20 protein-coding genes are annotated in these 19207 nt (G+C 61.4%); 12 read left to right on the forward strand and 8 right to left on the reverse strand.

The features are described 5' to 3' along the window. Positions 1-71: 71 nt before the first annotated feature. Genes KUW67_RS12785 through KUW67_RS12800 form a run of 4 tightly spaced genes read right to left on the reverse strand, consistent with a single transcriptional unit; the run spans position 72 to position 2122 of the window. Positions 72-263: a ubiquinol-cytochrome c reductase iron-sulfur subunit N-terminal domain-containing protein gene (locus KUW67_RS12785; protein WP_224825711.1), complete on the reverse strand. Its 192-nt coding sequence runs from the start codon at positions 261-263 to the stop codon at positions 72-74. Positions 264-321: 58 nt separating this feature from the next. Beyond that, the gene (locus KUW67_RS12790; protein ID WP_224825712.1) at positions 322-930 is read right to left on the reverse strand and encodes a molecular chaperone; all 609 of its coding nucleotides are present in this window, start codon (positions 928-930) and stop codon (positions 322-324) included. Positions 931-962: 32 nt separating this feature from the next. After that, positions 963-1598 carry a DUF3306 domain-containing protein gene (locus tag KUW67_RS12795; RefSeq protein ID WP_224825713.1) on the reverse strand — a complete coding sequence of 212 codons (636 nt, stop codon included), beginning with the start codon at positions 1596-1598 and terminating at the stop codon, positions 963-965. Beyond that, the gene (locus tag KUW67_RS12800) at positions 1595-2122 is read right to left on the reverse strand and encodes a DUF3305 domain-containing protein (protein WP_224825901.1); all 528 of its coding nucleotides are present in this window, start codon (positions 2120-2122) and stop codon (positions 1595-1597) included. Before KUW67_RS12800 ends, KUW67_RS12795 begins: the two co-directional genes overlap by 4 nt. A gap of 368 nt (positions 2123-2490) precedes the next feature. Between KUW67_RS12800 and KUW67_RS12805 the strand changes: the two genes are divergently transcribed. Beyond that, entirely contained in the window at positions 2491-4443 is a 1953-nt protein-coding gene (locus KUW67_RS12805; protein WP_224825714.1) for a 4Fe-4S binding protein, read from the forward strand. Here KUW67_RS12805 and KUW67_RS12810 read toward each other — a convergent pair. Next, the gene (locus KUW67_RS12810) at positions 4437-5165 is read right to left on the reverse strand and encodes a hypothetical protein (RefSeq protein WP_224825715.1); all 729 of its coding nucleotides are present in this window, start codon (positions 5163-5165) and stop codon (positions 4437-4439) included. The genes KUW67_RS12805 and KUW67_RS12810 overlap by 7 nt on opposite strands. A 67-nt stretch (positions 5166-5232) precedes the next feature. Here KUW67_RS12810 and KUW67_RS12815 point away from each other — a divergent pair, with 67 nt between their 5' ends. The 4 genes from KUW67_RS12815 to KUW67_RS12830 are packed head-to-tail and all read left to right on the forward strand — an operon-like array spanning position 5233 to position 7731. Then, a complete protein-coding gene (locus KUW67_RS12815) occupies positions 5233-5427 on the forward strand; it encodes a DUF6494 family protein (protein WP_224825716.1) in 195 nt (64 codons plus the stop codon). A 1-nt stretch (position 5428) separates the two neighbouring features. Then, a complete protein-coding gene (apbC, locus tag KUW67_RS12820) occupies positions 5429-6496 on the forward strand; it encodes an iron-sulfur cluster carrier protein ApbC (RefSeq protein WP_224825717.1) in 1068 nt (355 codons plus the stop codon). Then, entirely contained in the window at positions 6493-7197 is a 705-nt protein-coding gene (locus KUW67_RS12825; RefSeq protein WP_224825718.1) for a biotin/lipoate--protein ligase family protein, read from the forward strand. Before apbC ends, KUW67_RS12825 begins: the two co-directional genes overlap by 4 nt. A gap of 27 nt (positions 7198-7224) precedes the next feature. After that, positions 7225-7731 (forward strand): DUF6505 family protein, encoded by a 507-nt coding sequence (locus KUW67_RS12830; RefSeq protein WP_224825902.1) that lies wholly within the window; start codon positions 7225-7227, stop codon positions 7729-7731. A gap of 173 nt (positions 7732-7904) precedes the next feature. Here the strand turns inward: KUW67_RS12830 and KUW67_RS12835 are convergent, their stop codons facing one another. The 3 genes from KUW67_RS12835 to KUW67_RS12845 form a co-directional block, all read right to left on the reverse strand. After that, positions 7905-8438: a hypothetical protein gene (locus tag KUW67_RS12835; RefSeq protein WP_224825719.1), complete on the reverse strand. Its 534-nt coding sequence runs from the start codon at positions 8436-8438 to the stop codon at positions 7905-7907. Positions 8439-8454: 16 nt separating this feature from the next. Continuing rightward, positions 8455-8904 (reverse strand): ribose 5-phosphate isomerase B, encoded by a 450-nt coding sequence (gene rpiB / locus KUW67_RS12840; RefSeq protein ID WP_224825720.1) that lies wholly within the window; start codon positions 8902-8904, stop codon positions 8455-8457. A gap of 74 nt (positions 8905-8978) precedes the next feature. After that, complete coding sequence (locus KUW67_RS12845) at positions 8979-9719, reverse strand: leishmanolysin-related zinc metalloendopeptidase (RefSeq protein ID WP_224825721.1); 741 nt, start codon at positions 9717-9719, stop codon at positions 8979-8981. A 315-nt stretch (positions 9720-10034) separates the two neighbouring features. On the opposite strand from KUW67_RS12845, the gene KUW67_RS12850 reads away from it, so the two are divergent. The 7 genes from KUW67_RS12850 to KUW67_RS12880 are packed head-to-tail and all read left to right on the forward strand — an operon-like array spanning position 10035 to position 19201. Beyond that, entirely contained in the window at positions 10035-11303 is a 1269-nt protein-coding gene (locus tag KUW67_RS12850) for a hydroxymethylglutaryl-CoA reductase (protein ID WP_224825722.1), read from the forward strand. After that, positions 11300-12196: a UbiA family prenyltransferase gene (locus tag KUW67_RS12855; RefSeq protein ID WP_224825723.1), complete on the forward strand. Its 897-nt coding sequence runs from the start codon at positions 11300-11302 to the stop codon at positions 12194-12196. The genes KUW67_RS12850 and KUW67_RS12855 overlap by 4 nt, the downstream gene beginning before the upstream one ends. Continuing rightward, positions 12193-14613: a PEP/pyruvate-binding domain-containing protein gene (locus tag KUW67_RS12860; RefSeq protein WP_224825724.1), complete on the forward strand. Its 2421-nt coding sequence runs from the start codon at positions 12193-12195 to the stop codon at positions 14611-14613. Before KUW67_RS12855 ends, KUW67_RS12860 begins: the two co-directional genes overlap by 4 nt. Then, positions 14610-15710 (forward strand): DUF3419 family protein, encoded by a 1101-nt coding sequence (locus KUW67_RS12865; RefSeq protein WP_224825725.1) that lies wholly within the window; start codon positions 14610-14612, stop codon positions 15708-15710. Before KUW67_RS12860 ends, KUW67_RS12865 begins: the two co-directional genes overlap by 4 nt. After that, positions 15707-16987: a hypothetical protein gene (locus tag KUW67_RS12870; protein WP_224825726.1), complete on the forward strand. Its 1281-nt coding sequence runs from the start codon at positions 15707-15709 to the stop codon at positions 16985-16987. The genes KUW67_RS12865 and KUW67_RS12870 overlap by 4 nt, the downstream gene beginning before the upstream one ends. After that, positions 16984-17823: a hypothetical protein gene (locus tag KUW67_RS12875; protein WP_224825727.1), complete on the forward strand. Its 840-nt coding sequence runs from the start codon at positions 16984-16986 to the stop codon at positions 17821-17823. Before KUW67_RS12870 ends, KUW67_RS12875 begins: the two co-directional genes overlap by 4 nt. After that, entirely contained in the window at positions 17816-19201 is a 1386-nt protein-coding gene (locus KUW67_RS12880) for an AMP-binding protein (RefSeq protein ID WP_224825728.1), read from the forward strand. The genes KUW67_RS12875 and KUW67_RS12880 overlap by 8 nt, the downstream gene beginning before the upstream one ends. Positions 19202-19207 lie beyond the last annotated feature (6 nt).

Here is a 19207-nt window from a genome sequence, read left to right on the forward strand (position 1 = left end):
CTCGCGGGGTTTCCATTTCCGACAGTCGGGCGTCACGCAACCAGTCGCCGGGATCTTCTTGTGACGGCGTCCTAGAAGCGGGCGCTGTCGAGATAGGCGCGGGTATGCGCTGTGTCCTGGATCTTGTCGCTCGACAGATCAGGCTGACTTGCTTCGGCTTGCGTGGCGCCGGTGGCGGCCACAACAGCAACCGCAGGGGCTGCGGTGCCTGCGAGCTTCAGAAAGTCACGGCGGCTTGCGCCATCGTCGGTCTTCTTGCTCATGGGATGTCTCCTCCCGTTGCGTGTTTTGGCCGGGGATGCCGACCGCTCAAAATGCGGATTACTCCGCGATCATCCGAAAAGCCTCGCGCTCGATCTCCATGAACGCACTGCCGACAGCGCCGACAGCCGCATAAAGAACCGAGTTCTTTGCGCCTTCCAAATCCTTGTAAAAGTGACCGGCCCACGGGCCGATATGCTTGTTGTAAAACGTCTTTTGCGCCTCAAGGCTGGCTGGGTCGCCAAAGCGCCCCGTGATCAGCCCGGCCATCATCTCCATCAGAGAGGCGATGTTGTCTTCCGGTTCATAGACGTTGGGCGCGCGCGTGATGCGCTGTGCTGACATGTCATTGCGCAGGGTCGCCAGCGGCTTCTCATTCAAAAAGCCCGTCAGATAAAAGCTGGCATAGGGCAACAGCTCGCCGCGCCCCAAACCGATGAAGAGCGCATTGAACTCGCTTTCCACCGCGCGGGCTTTCACCGCACGGGCCACACGGCTCAGCGCGCCAATCGCCTGACCCAGATCACTGTCATCACCCGACAAGGCCGCGCATTGCTTGAGCAACGCCTCATCCGCCGGGCGCGCCAGCAAAGCGGCCAGAAAGTCATAAAGATCAGCGCGAAGCTGGTCTTCTTCGGCGATCTTGGTCTCTGCCATCGTGTTCGTCATGGTCCCTTCCGTCCCGTCTACGCGGGCCTTGGCTAGTTGTCTTGAAATGCAAACCGCATCCGGCGCTTGGCCGGGGCGGGCGTTGTGTTATCGCGTGCCGCATCCTCATCCGTGTGCTCAAACTCATACGCCGGAGCAGACACATCCTCGTCCGCTTCCGTCTCCGCCTCAGCCACCGCCGCGATCTCCACATCGGGCTCCTGCTCAGGGGTCACATCATCTTCGTTATCGTCTTCACGCGCCGCCTCGGCCTCTTTCGCCGCTGCTTGCCGCGCCATTTCCTCGACATGCTTCATCATGCCTTTGCCGACCTGATAGGCGGTCTGCATATTCTCGATGACATTCGCGCCATCGGTGAAATCCTCGCCGTAATCGACCAGCATATCGACATTTGCCAACACAGGGTTCGACCGCCACAGCACCCGCAACGCGCGGCGCCGAATGCGATCCGGGACAGCCTTGGCCATGAACGCGCTGAAATCATCGCCTTCTTTCAGGCTTTCCGGCGCGGGCAATTCCAGCTCGGCCAAAATCTCGTCATCTGACTTTTCTTCCAGCGCGCGGGTCTCTTCTGCCTCGACAGCGGCTATCTTCGCGGCCTCTTCGGCCTCCGCTTCGGCTTCCACCGCACGGCGGCGCGCCGACCAGAAGTTGCGCTCACGGGTCAATGCATCTGCTCCCGACGGCTGGCGGGCGAGCGGTAGACATCCGCCACCTGCCGAATACGCGCATCGCCTTTGCCGTCCTCGGCCAGATCAATCCGCTTCTTGTCGCGACGCCGCTTCACGAACTCTTCTTCTTCGTGATGCGCATCGGCAAAATCCCGGATCCAGGCGACCAGACCGGCAGGCATCGGAACCTTCTCGACCAGCTCCTCGCCGCTGTCCTGATAATCCTGCGCCTCATAGGGGGAGGCCGTCACCAACAGCACCTCAAGCCCATCGCCTTCATCGCGCATCACCACGTAAATTGCAGGCACCGCATCCGCCAATCCGGTCAGATAGGCTTCCGTCTGGGTGTGGTGCAGCTCAAGCGGGCAGGTGGCGGCATGGTATTCGACAACGTCGCCCTCACGCCGCAGCTCGGCCCATTCCGCAGGACCAGCCCCCGGCAACACCGCGACAGCCTTCCACGACCACGCAGCCCAGCGGGTCACCCCGGGGCTTTTGCGGATAACAATACCAAGCGGCATCATGACGGCTTTTTCGGCGAGCGTTCCCAAGCTCTCCTCCCAATTGGCGAGCGCGGCGGCTAGTCCGGCTGGCTGATCACATTTGTTACAAACACCGCATCGAGTGCCAAGGGTTTGGCGTATACAACCGCGCACAATGGCGGTTTTGTCGCGCTTTTTAAGACGGGGGCTCACTGGATCGCGACCGCCTGCCGCAGGTTGCAGAAAAACCCACAGAATCAGTCAGATATAATGCTGCACTTGCACCAGGGACGCCGCATCGCAGCAATCGCCTTTCGGCTTGTGGTCCAGCGGGTTCGGACCTACCTCTTGTGTTAAGCCAAACGAAATACCGCAAGAATGCGGAGCCGTAGCCAATAGGGGGCATGATGCCCAAGCATTTGATTTTATGCGATTGTCTGGGAAGTCAGTCGCTCGATAGAGATGGGCTGGAGGCCGCCACGGGTCTGCCCTGCTCGCGCGTGCATACCGGGCTCTGCACCACGCAAATCGAGGCCGCGAGCGCCGCTATTGCGACCGGCGATGCGCTTATCGCCTGCCAGCAAGAACGCGCAACCTTCGAGGAACTCGCCGCCGATCTTGAGATCGACGCGCCCGCCTTTGTCGACCTGCGGGATCGCGCCGGATGGTCCGCCGACACTGCCTCGAAAACCCCTAAAATGGCCGCGTTATTGGCCGAGGCGACGATGGATGCGCCGGTCACCCCCGCCGTCGATGTGACGTCCGAAGGCATGTGCCTGATCGTGGGGCATTCGGACGTCGCATTGCCCGCCGCTGTCAAGCTGGCCGACGCGCTTTCGGTGACCGTTCTGCTCACCGATAGCGATGCCGAGCCGCCTCTCGATCGCCGTTATGACCCGATCAAAGGCCGCATCCGCCGCGCCTCTGGCGCTTTTGGCGGCTTCAACCTGACGATTGATGCGCTGCAGCAGCTCAACCCCGGCGGACGCGAGTTGACCTGGACCGCCCCCCGCAACGGGGCCGCCTCCCAATGCGATATCATCCTTGATCTGACGGGCGAAACCGCGCTTTTTCCGGCCCCCGAAAAGCGCGAAGGTTACCTGCGCGCCGACCCCGGACGCCCCGAAACCGTGCAAGCCGCTCTCCTCGCCGCGTCGCAACTCATCGGCACGTTTGAGAAGCCGCTTTATGTCCGGCTCGAAGCCTCGCTCTGCGCCCATTCCCGCGCGGGTCAAACCGCCTGCACCAACTGCCTCGATATCTGCCCGACCGGTGCCATCACGTCCGCTGGCGATCACGTCGCCATCGACCCCATGGTCTGCGCTGGCTGCGGTGCGTGTTCCGCGCTCTGCCCCTCAGGCGCGATCACGTACGAGGACCCGCCCACCAATTTCACCTTCCGCCGGATGGAAACGCTGGCCTCGGCCTACGTCCAAGCAGGCGGCCAAAACCCCCGCCTTCTCGTTCATGACGCCAAATTCGGGGCCGAGCTGATCCAGCTCTCCGCCCGTTACGCGCAGGGCCTGCCCGCCAACGTCATCCCCATGTCGCTAGACACAATCGCAGGCTTTGGCCACGCCGAAATGCTCGCTGCCCTCGCCGTGGGTTTTGCCGACGTCCAAGTCCTGCTGGCCCCGACCACAGAACGCGACGCGCTGGAGCGTGAATTAACCTTAACGCTGGCGATCAGCGGCCAAGACAACGCCCGCCTGATCGACATCACCGACCCCGAAGCGCTCTGGGACGCGCTGGGCGACGCGCCCGCGCCACTGGCCGAGCCGATCTTGCCCATGGGCACCCGCCGCCAAGTCGCACGCACCGCCGCGAAAGCCCTGCGCCCCGATGCCGACGCACCCATCCCGCTGCCCGACACCGCCCCCTACGGCGCGGTCCTTGTCGACACCGAGGCCTGCACATTGTGCTTGTCTTGCGTGTCGCTTTGCCCTTCCGGCGCGCTGGCCGACAACCCCGACAAACCCGAACTCAGGTTTCAGGAAGACGCCTGCCTGCAATGCGGCCTCTGCGCCAATGTCTGCCCCGAAGATGCCATCGGATACGAGCCGCGCTTCGATCTCTCAGATGCCGCGCTCAGCCAGTCCACCCTGCATGAAGAAGAGCCCGCCGCCTGCATCGAATGCGGCGCGTTATTCGGCGTCAAATCCACGATCGACAAGATCACGGAAAAGCTCGCAGGCAAGCACTCAATGTTCGCCTCATCCGACGCTGCCCGCATGATCCAGATGTGTGACAACTGCCGCGTGCAGGCGCAATATCACAGCGAAAACAACCCCTTCGCTGGAAACGAGCGGCCCAAGCCGCGCACCACCGACGACTATTACACCAAGCGCAAGGATCACTGAGATTGGATCGGCGCGCCCAAATCCGCAGGTGTGAGGCTGGCCACATAGGCAAGGATTGCATCCACCTCCGCCATGTCCATCACGACCGGCGCGATGGGCGAGGGGCGTTCGGGATCGAACGGCTCTGTCACGCCGTCAATCTGGGTGAATGCGCCGTGAGGTTTCAACTCCCAGAAGGTCGCAAACCGCAGGTCCCAGTCGCTGAAATTGCGCATCATTCCGAAAGACGGGGTGGAGCCGATGGCGTTCATCCGGTTGCTCTCGTTCACCACATGACAGCGCCCGCAATGCGTGAGCGCGGCGGTCTCGCCCAAGGCCAGATCGCCCGTGATCGCCACCTCTTCGCCAGCGGCAACCTCAACAACGGGCGCGCCGAAGCCGCCTCCGAAGCTCTCCAGCGTGCGCACGCCCACTTCCGACAAAAGCCACTCGGAAAACCGCACCGCATCCGGGTCGCTGGCCTCCGACAGGCCCCAGACGCTGTCGCCTTGCGCCACCGCAGGAGCGCCCCCGTCGCCCAGCATCAGATCGGCCTCACCACCCGCGATGTTAACCTTAATTCCGGTCTTCAGCGAAAAGCGTGGCAGCAGATGCTGCATGACACCCGCTTCAACCAAAGCGGGGTCCACATCCAAGGTGAATTGCTTGTCGTCGGCCATCGCAGGCCCCGCCAACACGCTCAAAATCAACACGCAGGTCCGTCGCATGGCGGCTCCTGTCATTATGGCTCCCAACCGCTAGGGTAGGGGGCAGGCCGCGATCCGGTCAACAAAAACGAGGGGAAGAAAAATGGACGAAGATTTCAACATGTCGATGCGCAAGTTCCTCAAGCAGGTCGGTGTGACCTCGCAGCAAGCCATCGAGGAAGGTATGCGCAGCACCGACGGCACCGCCGGAAAAACCTTTGAGGCCAAGGTCGTGCTGACCATCGACGGGCTGGACGTCGAACACACCGTGACCGGAACGATCAAAGGGGCCGAATAACGTGGCTGCCACCCGCGATGCCGTCCTTGAGACGCTGAAAACCATCAAAGACCCCATCAGCGGGGACGACATGGTCGCCGCAGGGCTCGTCCGCGCGCTGAATGTCGACGCAGGTGCCGTCCGCTTCGTGATGGAGATTGACCCCGCCAAGGCCGAGGCTCTTACGCCTGTCCAAAAAGAAGCCGAGGACAAGCTGAAAGCCCTGGGCGGCGTGGAAACCGTCTCGGTCGTAATGACCGCACATTCCAAACCCGCGGCCCCGCCCGATCTGAAACCGGGTCGCAAGGCCGAACCCCAAGGCCCCCAGAAAATCCCCGGCATCGACCGCATCGTCGCTATCGCGTCGGGCAAAGGTGGCGTCGGCAAATCCACCGTCTCCGCCAACCTCGCCTGCGCGCTCGCTGCCGAAGGTCGCCGCGTCGGCTTGCTGGATGCCGATGTCTACGGGCCATCTCAGCCCCGCATGCTCGGCGTCTCGGGTCGCCCCGCCAGCCCCGATGGCAAGACAATCCTGCCCATGCGCAACCACGGCGTCACCATGATGTCGCTGGGTCTCATGCAGAACGAAGATCAGGCCGTCGTCTGGCGCGGCCCCATGCTGATGGGCGCGCTGCAGCAGATGTTGACCCAAGTGCAATGGGGCGCGCTTGATGTGCTTCTGGTCGATCTGCCGCCCGGCACCGGCGACGTGCAGATGACCCTTGCGCAAAAGTCCGAAGTGACCGGCGCCATCGTCGTTTCGACCCCGCAGGACGTGGCCCTGATCGACGCCCGCAAAGGCATTGATATGTTTAATCAATTGCACGTCCCGATCCTTGGGATGATCGAAAACATGAGCACCCATATCTGCTCTAACTGCGGTCACGAGGAACACATGTTCGGCCATGGCGGCGTCAAAGCCGAGGCCGAGAAAATCGGCGCGCCTTTGCTCGCCGAAATCCCCCTGCATCTCGACATCCGCATGGCCGCCGACGGGGGCGCGCCCCTTGTCGTCTCCAAGCCCCAAAGCGCTCAGGCTCAAGCCTTCCGCAGCGTGGCCAAGCAACTGATCGCAGACGGAAACGCATGACCGAGCCGACCTTCCCACCTCTGCTGAAAGGCGAGTGCGTCGACGGCGCGCTCGACCCCTTCACCAAGGCCTGCGCGCAAGCCGCCTTGGGCTGCGATCCCGGCCTTGTGTTCTACAAGATCACCGAAAGCCACCTGCGCGCCGCCATTGTCTTCGCCCCCGAGGTCCCGCTGGAAGAGGCGATGGCGATGCTGCCGCTCTGCGGTGTCGGCTATCAGAACGCGCTGGGTGCACTTGCCCCGCCCGAGGTCGCGGTGCACCTTGATTGGGCCGGTCCCATCACGGTGAACGGCGCGTTCTGCGGCACGCTCAAAGCCGCCGCCAACACCGCCGATCCGCGCGAAGACCCCGAATGGCTGGTCATCGGGCTCGAAGTCCCGTTGATCCCCGACACCGACGATCCCGGCTTGACCCCCGATCGCACCTCCCTTTTCGACGAAGGCTGTGTTGAGGTTGACCCCGTCCGCCTTCTCGAAAGCTGGTCGCGCCACACGCTGGTCTGGATCAACCGCTGGTCCGATGATGGCGTCCAAGCCCTGCATGCTGAATGGCGTGGTCTCGCCCGCAATATCGGCGAAGAGATTGAGATCATGGAAAAAAAAGGCACCTTCCTTGGCGTTGATGAGCGCTTCGGAATGCTCCTGCGCCACGCGGACACCACCGATCTGATCCCGCTCTCAACCCAGTTGAAGGACGCCTGAGCCATGAAATTCGACACCAAGCCCGAGATGAAACTGGCCCGCGCCATTCATTTTGACGAAAGCGACCAGCGCGTCTTCCACAACCCCGCGCGCACCGGCGAATGGTGCATCTCCGGCGGTTTCGAGTTCTCCAACTGGTCCGAGGCCGACCTGACCGGCAAAGCCCGCCAGGCGTTCTCTAACGGCTGGCTCGGCGTCGAAACCTTCGGCCGCGTCACCTTCGTCGCCGTGACCGTGGTCGAGGAAAACGAGGTCGAAATCCTAACCGCCGCGCTGGCCGATCACTTCGTCGCCATGTACGGCGCGCCTTCCGTAGACGCCGCCATGCCCGCCGCCCGCGAAGAAATCGCCCACATGATGGAGCTCTGCGAGGACCAGGAGCCTAATACGCTTCTGACCGTCGCGCGCGAACTCACCGAGGCCGGCGTCAAAGAGAGCTTCCGCATGATCGAACCCCAAGACGCAGGACTGGACCAGTTTGCCGTGCATGGGGATATTGAGGGCATGGACCCGACGGGTGGGCACTCCCACTAACCCCGTCCCGGACCTGATCCGGGACCTCTTTCAGCCTTGCGCCTCCCCGTGGAACGGGTCGCCGATACCCGGCGCCTTAGGCTTGTGTCCGGGCGAGGGCTGCAAAACGCAACATAGAGGCTCAAAAGCAAACAATCGCTATGCCAAGACAAAACGCTTTGTGTCTTAAACACTTATGCCTCAAATACCGGCATCAAGACGAGGTCATTTAAGTCTTGAAGCGTCGGACAGACGCCGTTTGTCAAAGGAAGCTTAAATCTCTGCCCACCCCAAATCTCACCTGTTGGTTCGCCGTCTTCGAAAGCTGGGAACCAAAGGATTAGCTGAAAAACGTCGCCTCGCTCCGTAGGTGCCTCTGGCATTTGGATTATAGCCGTCAAAACGGAGCCACATAATGCGCGCAGGAAAGTCGCGTTGATAGAATAATAGGTTTCAGTGCGCGACTTGGCAAAAACGATAACCGCGCCCGAAAGCTCGTACTTACTTCCGACCTGACGCCAGCTTGTGTCGAATAGTGCGAAGTGATCGTCGAGTGCTGATAACCGGACGCCGTCCTCAAGCATCTCGCTAAGTGTGCTGCTCTGCCGATGCACGAAGATCAAATATGCCGAAAAGACCATAGCCACGCACAGGATCAGAAAAACCCAACGCCAGGGCCTCTTGGGCGGCGCACGAGGCGCGATTAAATCATCTGGTTGATTGTTCATTGATTAAGTTAGCGATCTACCCCTCAATCCCCTTAATCATATCCACCCGCAGCCCATGCCGTCCGCCCTCAAACTCTGCGCTCAAAAACGCATCGACAACCTCCAGCGCCAGACCTTCGCCCAGCACCCGCGCGCCCAGGGCCAGCATGTTCGCGTCATTATGCGTGCGGATCATCTGAGCCGAAAACGTATCCGAGCACACGCCACACCGGATGCCTTTGACCTTGTTCGCGGCCATCATGATGCCTTGCCCTGTCCCGCACACCACAATCCCCAGATCAGCGTCGCCAGCCGCCACAGCCCGCGCAGCGGCCTCGCCATGTTTGGGGTAATGCGTGCTTTCCGGGCTCACCGGGCCGATATCGTTCACCTCAAACCCGCGTTCCGCGATATGCGCTGCGATCGCCTGGCGCAGCTCAATCGCCGCGTGGTCGCTCGAAAGCACGATCCGTTTGCTGTTTGCCATGATGAAACCCCGTCTGTTTGAACCTTTGCCAGCGCCGCTGACCGTCGCCAAACCCATACAGGCCCTGGCGCGTGCTAGCTACCCAAAACCCAAGGTTCAGGCCGCCCCATCCGGCACAGATCGCAGATCCGCACGGCCTCGGTGATCCCCATCTCGGCCAGTTTGCGAAAGCTCGGTAGCTCGAACGGATCAGCCGCCGCGTAATCCACCTCATAGCCCATATCCGCGAATGATCCCAATGACATACGGCTGATGGGCCGATCCGCTCCTGACAGAAATCCTGTCAGCAGTTCATCGCCAAAAACCAGCTCGCGCCAATGCCCTTCGCGCGTGCCGGTCCCGCCTGTGTTCGCGATCGGCACCGCCCGGGCCGATCCGCCCTCCAGCGCGCCAAATTCGCGGGCGGCCTCGGGCCCTGTGAAAATCGGATTGTTCGTCCCGCTTGCCGCGATCAGCCCCAAGCGGCTCCAAAGCGTGCCGAAGCCCAACACATGGGCCATTTCATGCAGCACCACGTCTTCAAAGCTTCCCTCGGCCTCCAGCCGCTCCACATCCGCCGTGTCGAACTCCATCACGCCTTTCGCGGGCAATTCGCTGCCCGGCAGCAGCACCGACGGCCCTGCTTGCCCCAAGACGCCCCCCGCGCCGTCAATTGGCGTGATAGCCGCGTCAATCGTCACCCCGTCGATCGTGACCCCATCCACTGTCACCGGCGCGAAACTGGTGTTGAGCGTCTCATCCCAGCGCTGGGCTGAACGCTCAAACGCCGCGCGGCGGGGGGCGGAAATCGGGGATGTGAAGTTCACCGTAATCATCGCAAGGCTCCTTCTGTCGACACTGTTCTAAATATCGGTCGCGCGATCCGGTCTTGCCAGTCTTCGGCGAACTCTCGCGTGCGCGGCAGTATAACTCTCTGAAAAAGAGGGGATTTCTTAACAGACCGCACGCTTGAAACATAACATAATACCGACGCGCATTGGGAATCTTTCAATCAAACCAATGCGCTCGCCATCGCGGTTTCGCGTGCGAAACCCGGCCGCAAGCAAGGTTCCTTAACACGCCAATTTCCCGTCCCAATCCCGGCAAAGCGGTGTAATATCAGGGTTAACAAAAGGGGCAGGGGTTACAGTATGGTCGTTCCATTCCACGTCACCGAGATGCTAAAACGTGTCCGCGCGCGGTTTTTCGAGCAGGGGCATGAATCCCGCATGCTCCCCAAAGACGATGATTTCACCACCCTGCGCCCCGTCCGCACCGCGACCGAGGCGTCGATCAACCGCTATTGGACCCGCCTGATCCAAGGCCCCGCCACGGACGCCGACAAAGCCGCCATCGCCGATCCGGACACCGTTTCGCGCGCGAACCACTACTCCGCGAACATCGAAAACATGATCGGCACCGTGAAGCTCCCCGTTGGCATCGCAGGCCCTTTGCGCATCAACGGCCTTTACGCCGATGGCGATTATCACATCCCCATGGCCACGTCCGAGGCCGCGCTTGTCGCCTCCTACGCGCGCGGCGCTTACGTGGCGACCAAGGCGGGCGGCATCTCCACCGCTGTCCTTTACGAAGGCGTCCTCAGAACCCCCGCCTTCACCTTCGACACACTGCTTCAGGCGGGCACCTTCATAGACTGGGTTGTCGGCAACGCAGACCTGCTGAAAGAGGCCGCCGAGGCCACCACAAATCACGGCAAACTCACCTCGCTCGAACCCGTGATCGACAACAACGTCGCCTTCCTGCTGTGCCGCTACACCACCGGCGACGCTGCAGGGCAAAACATGGTGACAATCGCCACCAACGCCCTGTGCGAAACCATCGCCGAACACTGCCCCGTCCCGATCAAACGCTGGTATGTCGAAGGCAACTTCTCCGGCGACAAGAAAGCCTCCTCCCTCGGCACCATCACGGGCCGGGGCCGCAAGGTCTCCGCCGCCGTCACGCTCCCCGATCCGCTGATCGAAAAGGCCCTGCACACCACCACCGACGAGATGCTGGATTACGCCCGCGTCGCCAATCTCGGGGCGCTTTTGTCGGGCCAGTTGGGCGCGCAAGCCCACTACGCCAACGGCCTCGCCGCCTTCTACATCGCCACCGGCCAAGACGCCGCCTGCGTTGCTGAATCCGCTGTCGGTTTCACACGGATGGAGCGGCGCGAGGGTGGTCTTTTCTGCTCTGTCACCATGCCAAATATCCTTGTCGGTTCCGTCGGCGGCGGCACCTCCCTGCCGTCCCAAACCGCGGGCCTCAACATCCTCGGCCTCAAGGGCGCAGGCAACGGAGCCGCCCTTGCCGAAGTCACCGCAGCCCTGTGTCTGTGCGGTGAAATCTCCATCGTCGCCGCCATGGCCGCAGGCCATTTCACCCGTGCCCACGATAGCTTGGCCCGCCAACGATGAACCTCGCCAAAACCCTCTGGATCTACCAGTCCGAGCGTTTCCCGCTCGCCAAAACGGTGCCCTTGCTGGCCGTCTTCTCCGCCGCCTCGATCAACGTCTCCGCCTTCCTCGCAGGCAGAGACCTGCCGGGCCTGCCGACCTACCTCACCGGCTTCGCCCTTGCGCTGATCCTCTTCTTCCAGATGCGCGTCGCGGACGAGGTCAAAGACGCCGATGACGACGCCCGATACCGCCCCGAACGCCCGATCCCGCGCGGTCTGGTTTCGCTGCGAACCATCGTGATCTGCGGCCTCGCCACAATCCCCATCGCAGTGCTAGCTGCCGTCCCCGCAGACGTCTTGACTCTGTTGCTCCTCACATGGGCTTGGCTCGCCGCCATGACGTTAGAGTTTGGCGTGCCTGCATGGCTCAAGGCCCGCCCCGTCCTTTATTTGCTGAGCCACATGGCGATCATGCCGCTCATTGACCTGCTGCTCACCGGCCTCGAATGGCGTCCCGGCGGCGGCCCCGCGAGCGCCCTCTGGCTCTTCCTCGCGCTGAGTTTCGTGAACGGAGTCGTCCTCGAACTCGGCCGCAAACTCTGGGCGCCCGAAAGCGAGCGCGAAGGGGTCGAGACCTACTCCAAACTCTGGAGCCCGCAACGCGCCGCCGCCGTCTGGGCTGCCTTCATCCTCCTCGCCTACGCCCTCCTTCTCGGCGTCGGCCACGCGCTCGGCTTGCTCTTCCCCATGGCCCTGATTGGCGGAGCAGGGGCCATTATCACCCTCGCCACCGCGGTTTCATACGCGAAACATCCCACCGTCAAAGCCGAAAAACGCGCTGACACCATGGCGGGCCTCTGGGTCCTGATCTGCTACGGCGCCGCAGGCTTTCTCCCCTTGGTGCTGACATGATCCTGACCGAAACCCAAGCCACAGACCCCGCCACCGCAGGCGGCAAAGGCGCGTCCCTCGCAGCCCTCACCAAAGCCGGTTTCCACGTCCCGCCGTTTTGCGTGCTTGAGGCCAACGCCTTCTCCGGCGACCCTGCCAAACCAACCCCAAAACGCGGCCTGAAGACCGCCCTCGCAAAAGCCGCCGCAACCCTCGGCCCCGGCCCCTACGCCGTCCGCTCCTCGGCCCGCGCCGAAGACGGGGCCGAGCACTCCCATGCCGGCCAATTCGACACCGTCCTGAACGTCCCGAAAACCGGCCTGCTTGACGCCGCCGCCCAAGTCTGGTCCTCCGGTTTCGCTGCGACCGTGACCACCTACCGCGACCTCAAAACTGGCGACGCGGCAGAGCCGCCCGCCATCGTCATCCAACAAATGATCCCCGCCGAGGCCGCAGGCGTCGCCTTCTCCGCCGACCCCGTCACGGGCCTGCGGGGCCACGTCGTGATTTCGGCCATCAAAGGGCTGGGCGAAGCCTTGGTCAGCGGCGAAAAAGACGGCGAGGACTGGCTTTTCGATGCCGCAGACACCCCGCTGACCGCGCCCGAAACGCCAGAGGTGTTAACCATAGACCAAGCACGCGAAGTCGCCGCCCTCGCACGCGCCGCTGAGGCCGCTTTCGGCGCGCCTCAAGACATCGAATGGGCCATCGCGGACGGCACGCTCCACATGCTGCAATCGCGCCCCATCACAACCGACCTGAAGCCCCCTGCGCAGCGCGACACAAACCTCGTGATCCTCGACAATTCCAACATCGTTGAGAGCTATCCCGGCCTCGTCAGCCCCCTGACTTACAGTTTTGCCACATACGTCTATGCCCGCGTCTACCGCGCGTTTGTCCGCCTTCTGGGCGTCTCCGAGCCCCAGATCGCGACCAACGCAGCCGTTTTCGACAACATGCTCGCCCGCCTCGATGGCCGCGTTTATTATAACCTCGGAAACTGGTATCGCGCGTTAGCATTGCTGCCCGGATTCACCCTCAACCGCGCCTTTATGGAAACCATGATGGGCGTCGATGAACCCCTCCCCGAAGAGCTGACCCAAGCCATCGCGCCCCCCGACCTTGAAGGCTGGGCCAAATGGCGCGATTACGGACGCGTCGCACGGGTCGGAGGCGGCCTGATCTGGCAAGCCATTCGCCTCCCCCGCACCCGCGCGCGCTTCTATGCGCGGCTCAACAAAGCCCTCTCTCGTGGGGACGCTTACAAGACCGCCAATCTCACCGAACTGGCCGCCGAATACCGCGCGATTGAGAGCGAGCTGCTCGACCAGTGGGACGCCCCGCTGGTCAACGATTTTCTGTGCATGATCGGCTTCGGCCTCTCGCGTAACTTGCTGGAAAAATGGGCCGGTCCCAAGGGCTTGAGCTTCCACAATGACGTGATGATCGGGCAGGGCGATATCGTCTCTGCCGAGCCCGCCCAACGCATCGCAAAAATCGGCGCAATGGTAGCGGCGAAAGGCGAGACCGACGCTGAATTCGCAGCGAAACAACACCCCGAAATCGCCACCGAGATCGAAAGCTATCTTGCCAAATTCGGTGACCGCTGCACGCAAGAACTCAAGCTGGAATCGATCCCGCTGTCAGACGATCCCGCCCAGCTTTACGCCGCCATCAGCGCCCAAGCCGCGCGCCCCGTCACAGTCCACGAACATACCGATCCAGATTGGTCCGTGCTGATCGCGAACCCCCTCAAACGGACCGTCGCCAAGGCCGTCACCACATGGGCCAAAGCCCGCGTCCGCGACCGCGAAAACCTGCGGTTCGAGCGCACCCGCATCTTCGGCCATGCCCGCCGCATCTTCCTTGCCATGGGCCGCGAATTAACCGCGTTGGGCAAGCTGTCCGACCCGCGCGACGTGTTCTTCCTGACCGTGGACGAGGTTCTGGGCAGCATCGAAGGATCAGGATTAACACAAGACCTCAATGCATTGGTTTCGTTACGAAAAGCGGAAACAGAGGCCTCCGCTTCACGCCCTGATCCCGATGAACGCCTGACGATCCGCGGCGCCGCGATCACCGCGCCCGTTGCCACATCCGCACCGCCCCCGCCCACGGGCGATGTGCAGCAGGCGACCGGCTGTTCGGCTGGCGTGATCACGGCAAAAGCCCGCGTGATCCTTGACCCGCGCACCGAAAGCCTGACGCCTGGCGAAATTCTGGTCGCCCGCAACACTGACCCCGGCTGGATCGCGGTCTTTTCCAACGCCTCCGCCATCGTGGTTGAGCGTGGTTCGCTGCTGTCGCATTCCGCCATCGTCGCGCGGGAACTGGGCATTCCTTGCGTCGTGGGTCTAAAGGGCGCAACCGAGTGGGTCATCTCGGGCGAAACCCTTGAAGTAAATGGAGAAACCGGCACCGTGAGGAAGCTGACATGAGCCAAGCCGATATTGCCAAACGCGCCCAATTCGACATCATCCGCTACGCCCAATTGTGGGAGGATGCGGACGTCTTAACCAAGGCGATGGGCGATGTGGTCGGCGGGACATTGGTGTCAATCTGCTCGGCTGGAGACAATGCGCTCAGCCTGCTGACGCTAAATCCGGCGAAGGTTGTCGTGCTGGACTTATCCCCCGCTCAAATCGCCTGTTTAAAGCTGCGGATTGGGGCGTTTCAGACCCTGCATCATGGTGAGTTCCTGGCCCTCATGGGCGCACGGCCCGCCAAAAACCGCGCAGCACTGCTGGATCGTGCGGTGGCCCCGCTTGATAGCGAAACACAAGCCTTCTGGATGGATAAAGTCGCAGATGTGCAAGCCCATGGCGCGGGGGGTGTTGGCAAGTTCGAGCGTTACTTCCGCCTCTTTCGACAGGTGGTGCTGCCTCTTGCTCATAGCCGTGCGACGGTGGACGAAATCTTCGTTTCCAAGCCAAAGAGCGAACGAAAAGTCTTCCTTGAAAATCGTTTTGAGACATGGCGTTGGAACACACTTCTCAAGCTCTTTTTTTCCCGTTTCATGATGGGGCGAATGGGGCGTGATAAGGCGTTTTTTGATCATGTGGACGGCTCCGTTTCCGATCACGTCGCTCGCCGTATCCGTCATGCCGCCATAGATTTGGACCCTGTGGATAACCCGTATCTACATTGGATTTTGAAGGGTGATCATGGCAACGCCCTGCCCATGCCGTGGCGAGAAGAGCACTTTCATACGATCCGCGACAGGCTGGATCGACTTGATATCCGCCTTGGCGCTTTGGAGGCCTTTGTCGAGAGCGGTGAAAAGGCCGATGGTTATAATCTGTCGGACATTTTCGAGTATATGTCGCCCGAGATCGCGGCGCAGGTTTACGAAAGCCTTTTGAAAGCCTCAAACCCCGGCGCGCGGCTTGTTTATTGGAACATGATGGCCCCGCGCAGGGTGCCGGATGCGCTGTTGACGAAGGTTAAAACGCTTTCACATCTCGAAAACGAACTGAAAGCCCAGGACAACGCGTTTTTCTATTCAGATTTCGTGATTGAAGAGGTCTTGGGGTGAGTTTTGGGCTGCAAATCGGGCTGGCATTCGCCTCTGTCGGCATCTTTACGGCGCTGATAGCGGCTGTGCGATTTGCGGCGCAAAGGCAGGGCTGGCCTGCCGAGCTTCAACGCAAGCTGGTGCATATTGGAACCGGGCTTTACGCGCTGGCACTGCCTTGGCTTTTTGCTGAGAACTGGCCGATCTATCTGCTTCTTGGTTTGGCGCTGATCGTGATGACCGGATTGCGCTTTGCGAAGGGCGGTTTAGGCGGGGCGTTGCACAGTGTTGAGCGTAACAGCTACGGCGATTACCTGCTTGCCGTCGCCATTGGCGCGGTGTTGCTTTTGTCGGAACGCGACATGCTGCTTTACACATTGCCCTTGGCCGTTTTGACCTTGTCGGATGCTGCTGCCGCGCTGACCGGATCAGCCTATGGGCGCCGATTTTACACGGTCGAGGACGGGCGCAAATCGTTTGAAGGCAGCGCTATCTTTTTTCTTGTGACACTTGTCATTGCGATGAGTGTCCTGATCCTGACGCAAGCGCAAACCGGGCCTGAGACCTTGCTTCTGGCACTTCTCGTTGCGGTGTTTGGCACACAGTTCGAAGCGGATAGTTGGCGCGGATTTGACAATCTTTTCCTGCCATTAGGTCTTTTGATTATCTTGGCGATTCATCGTGACAGCGCCGTAGAGACGCTTCTTGCGATGGCGCTTGTCTATGTCGCTGCACTTGTCATGGTGCCTTTGATCTCGGGCTCTTTGAGGATCACGTCGCATGTCGCGCGGGTCTATCTGGTGGCGTTTTTCTTGATCCTGTCGGTTACGGAATGGAGCAATGCGGTGCTGCCCGCCTGCGTGCTTGCGGCGCATCTGTTGACCCGCCGGATCGCGCCCAGTGAGGACCCGTTTCCCGAGTTGGACGTGGTCGCCGGGTTGGCCCTGATTAGCTTTGGATGGCTGGCCCTGGGCTTTGCGATGGGTCCCAATGCGCTTGGTTTTTATGCGATGACATGCGCAGGTTTGGCAGCGGGCCTGGTCGCTTTGGGCAGGCCGCTCTGGGGCGTTCTGGCAGGCGCTTTTTTGGTTGCGGCCTGCGCGATATTCGTGCCGTTGAGCGGGGAAGCCGCAGGTGCGTTCCTCGTGCCGCTCAGCGCTGTATCCGTCGCCGGGATCGTGGCCTTGGCCGCCCTTCGACCGAAGGCGTTTCTGCGGCTTAGAGTTCTGAAACTGACGGTCTTGGCGCTGATCGTTCCGCTGGGGGCGTATGGGCTGCAATTCGGAGGGCTTCGATGACCGAAGAAACGTTAATATCTGGTAAGACGTCGTTAACGATTTACCGGGATGCACCGGTTTGGCGGGGGCGCACAGCGACGGTCGGTAAATTCAAATGCGAAGATGCCGAAGCGGGTGCCGAGATGTTGAGCAAGGCCTGCGATGCGCTGAAATCAGAGGGGTTTGAGAGCGTCATTGGCCCCATGGATGGCTCTACTTGGCATGCCTATCGTTTGGTTTTGGAGAGCGACGGATCGGCACCGTTTGTGATGGAGCCACAGTCGAAACCACAGAATTTGGCGGCGTTCGAGAAGGCCGGTTTTGAGGTGATCGAGCGATATTTCTCGGCCCGTGTCGCGATAGAAAGCCAAGCTCATGAGATGCCGGAGGCGACAGAGGCGCTGTGGGTGGAGACTTGGGATGGCACTGATCCGGAAGGATTTTTTCGGGATGTGCATGCGCTTTCGCTGAACGCATTTTCGGGAAATGTGCTGTATAAACCGATATCTGAGGCGGATTTTCTGGCAATGTATTTGCCTTATGTGCCGATGTTGGTGCCAGATTTGATCTTGTTTGCGCGTGGACAGCAGGGCGAGTTGGCGGGGTTTTTGTTCGGTCTGCCAAATTACGCAGAGGGGCGCGCGCCATCTTCAGTGATCTTGAAGACCTATGCGAGCTTGCAGAAAGGGGCAGGTGCGATGCTGGCGCAGCAGTTTCATGCAACGGCGCATCAGATCGGATTTTCCCATGCGATTCATGCGCTTATCCATGAAGATAACCTATCTGCCACACGGTCGCGGCAGGAAGGTGCAGGCGTGATCCGGCGCTATGGGTTGATGGGGCGACGGCTTGGCTGACTTGGTTAATGCCTTTCGAGATGCGGTCGCGGCGCGCGGCGACGCAGTGGCGCTGATCGAGGGTGATGGACGGCCTGTCTCCTTTGCGGATTTGCTGGCGCGGGCGGAAGGGTTCGCCGCGGATTTACAGCGGCGCGGCGTGCGAAAAGGCGATCGCGCATTGGTCGCCATGCCCGTTGGCGCGGACCTTTACGCAGCTTTGGCGGGCCTGTGGATGGTAGGCGCGGTGGCGGTTTTTCCAGAGCCGGCCTTGGGCTTGAAAGGCTTGCGCCATGCGGTGCGGGTGACGCGGCCAAAGCTGATGGTGGCGACGGGCGCGTATAGGTTTTTGCGTTTATTACCAGGGCTTTGGCGGGCGAAAGGGCTGCGTCCGGGCGGAGTGGGGGCGCCAGAGGCGGTGGCATTTGAAAGGGACGATCCGGCGCTGATGTCTTTCACGTCAGGCTCAACCGGCGTGCCGAAATGCATTATGCGCAGCCACGGATTTTTGATGGGGCAGCGGGCGGCAGTGGCGCCGCTGCTGGAGGCGGAGGGCGCGCGGGACTTGGTGGCGTTTCCGGTGTTCGTGTTGGTGGGATTGGCGGCGGGGCGATGCTCTGTCCTGCCGAACTGGAAACTGTCGAAGCAGGGGGATGTGACGGGCACAGACTTGGTTAACTGGATTAACCATTCGGGCGCCACGCGGGCGTTGTTACCGCCAGCGCTTTGCGAACGGCTGGGCGAGGTCGGCGTGCCAGAAGCCGTCACGGATGTGTTCACCGGAGGTGGGCCGGTTTTTCCCGATGTCATGCGCGCCTTGGCAGCACAGTGCCGGGTGACGGCCGTCTATGGCTCAACCGAGGCAGAGCCGATTGCCGAAATCTCGGCGTTGGATATCGCAGAGGCGGATTGGGCAGCGATGGCGGCGGGGGATGGGTTGCTGGTGGGCAAGCCGGTGCCAGTGGTCGAGCTTCGGTTGGAAGACGATGAAATTTGGGTTGCGGGAGCGCATGTCAACGAGGGGTATCTGGACCCGGTGGACGATGCCGCGAACAAGGTTAACGAGGGGGGGCGTATTTGGCATCGCACTGGTGATGCGGGGCGCTTGGATGCGACAGGGCGGTTGTGGTTGCTGGGCCGGCATAGCGCGCGTGTGACGTGGCAGGATGGGTGGCTTTATCCATTTCAGGTGGAAGTTGCTGCACGGCTTTGGGGGGGAGTGCGGCGCGCGGCTTTGGTGGAGATTGCAGGGGCGTCGGTATTGGCGATTGAGGCCGATGCCTTGCGTGATTGGCCTGTTCCGGAGGGGTTGGACATTCGGGTTGTGGACGCGATTCCGATGGATGCGCGACATGGGAGCAAGGTGGATTTGGCGGCACTGAAGGCGATGTTGGAATGAGTATTT

Source organism: Cognatishimia sp. MH4019 (assembly GCF_020177595.1).
Lineage (GTDB): Bacteria > Pseudomonadota > Alphaproteobacteria > Rhodobacterales > Rhodobacteraceae > JAHTBL01.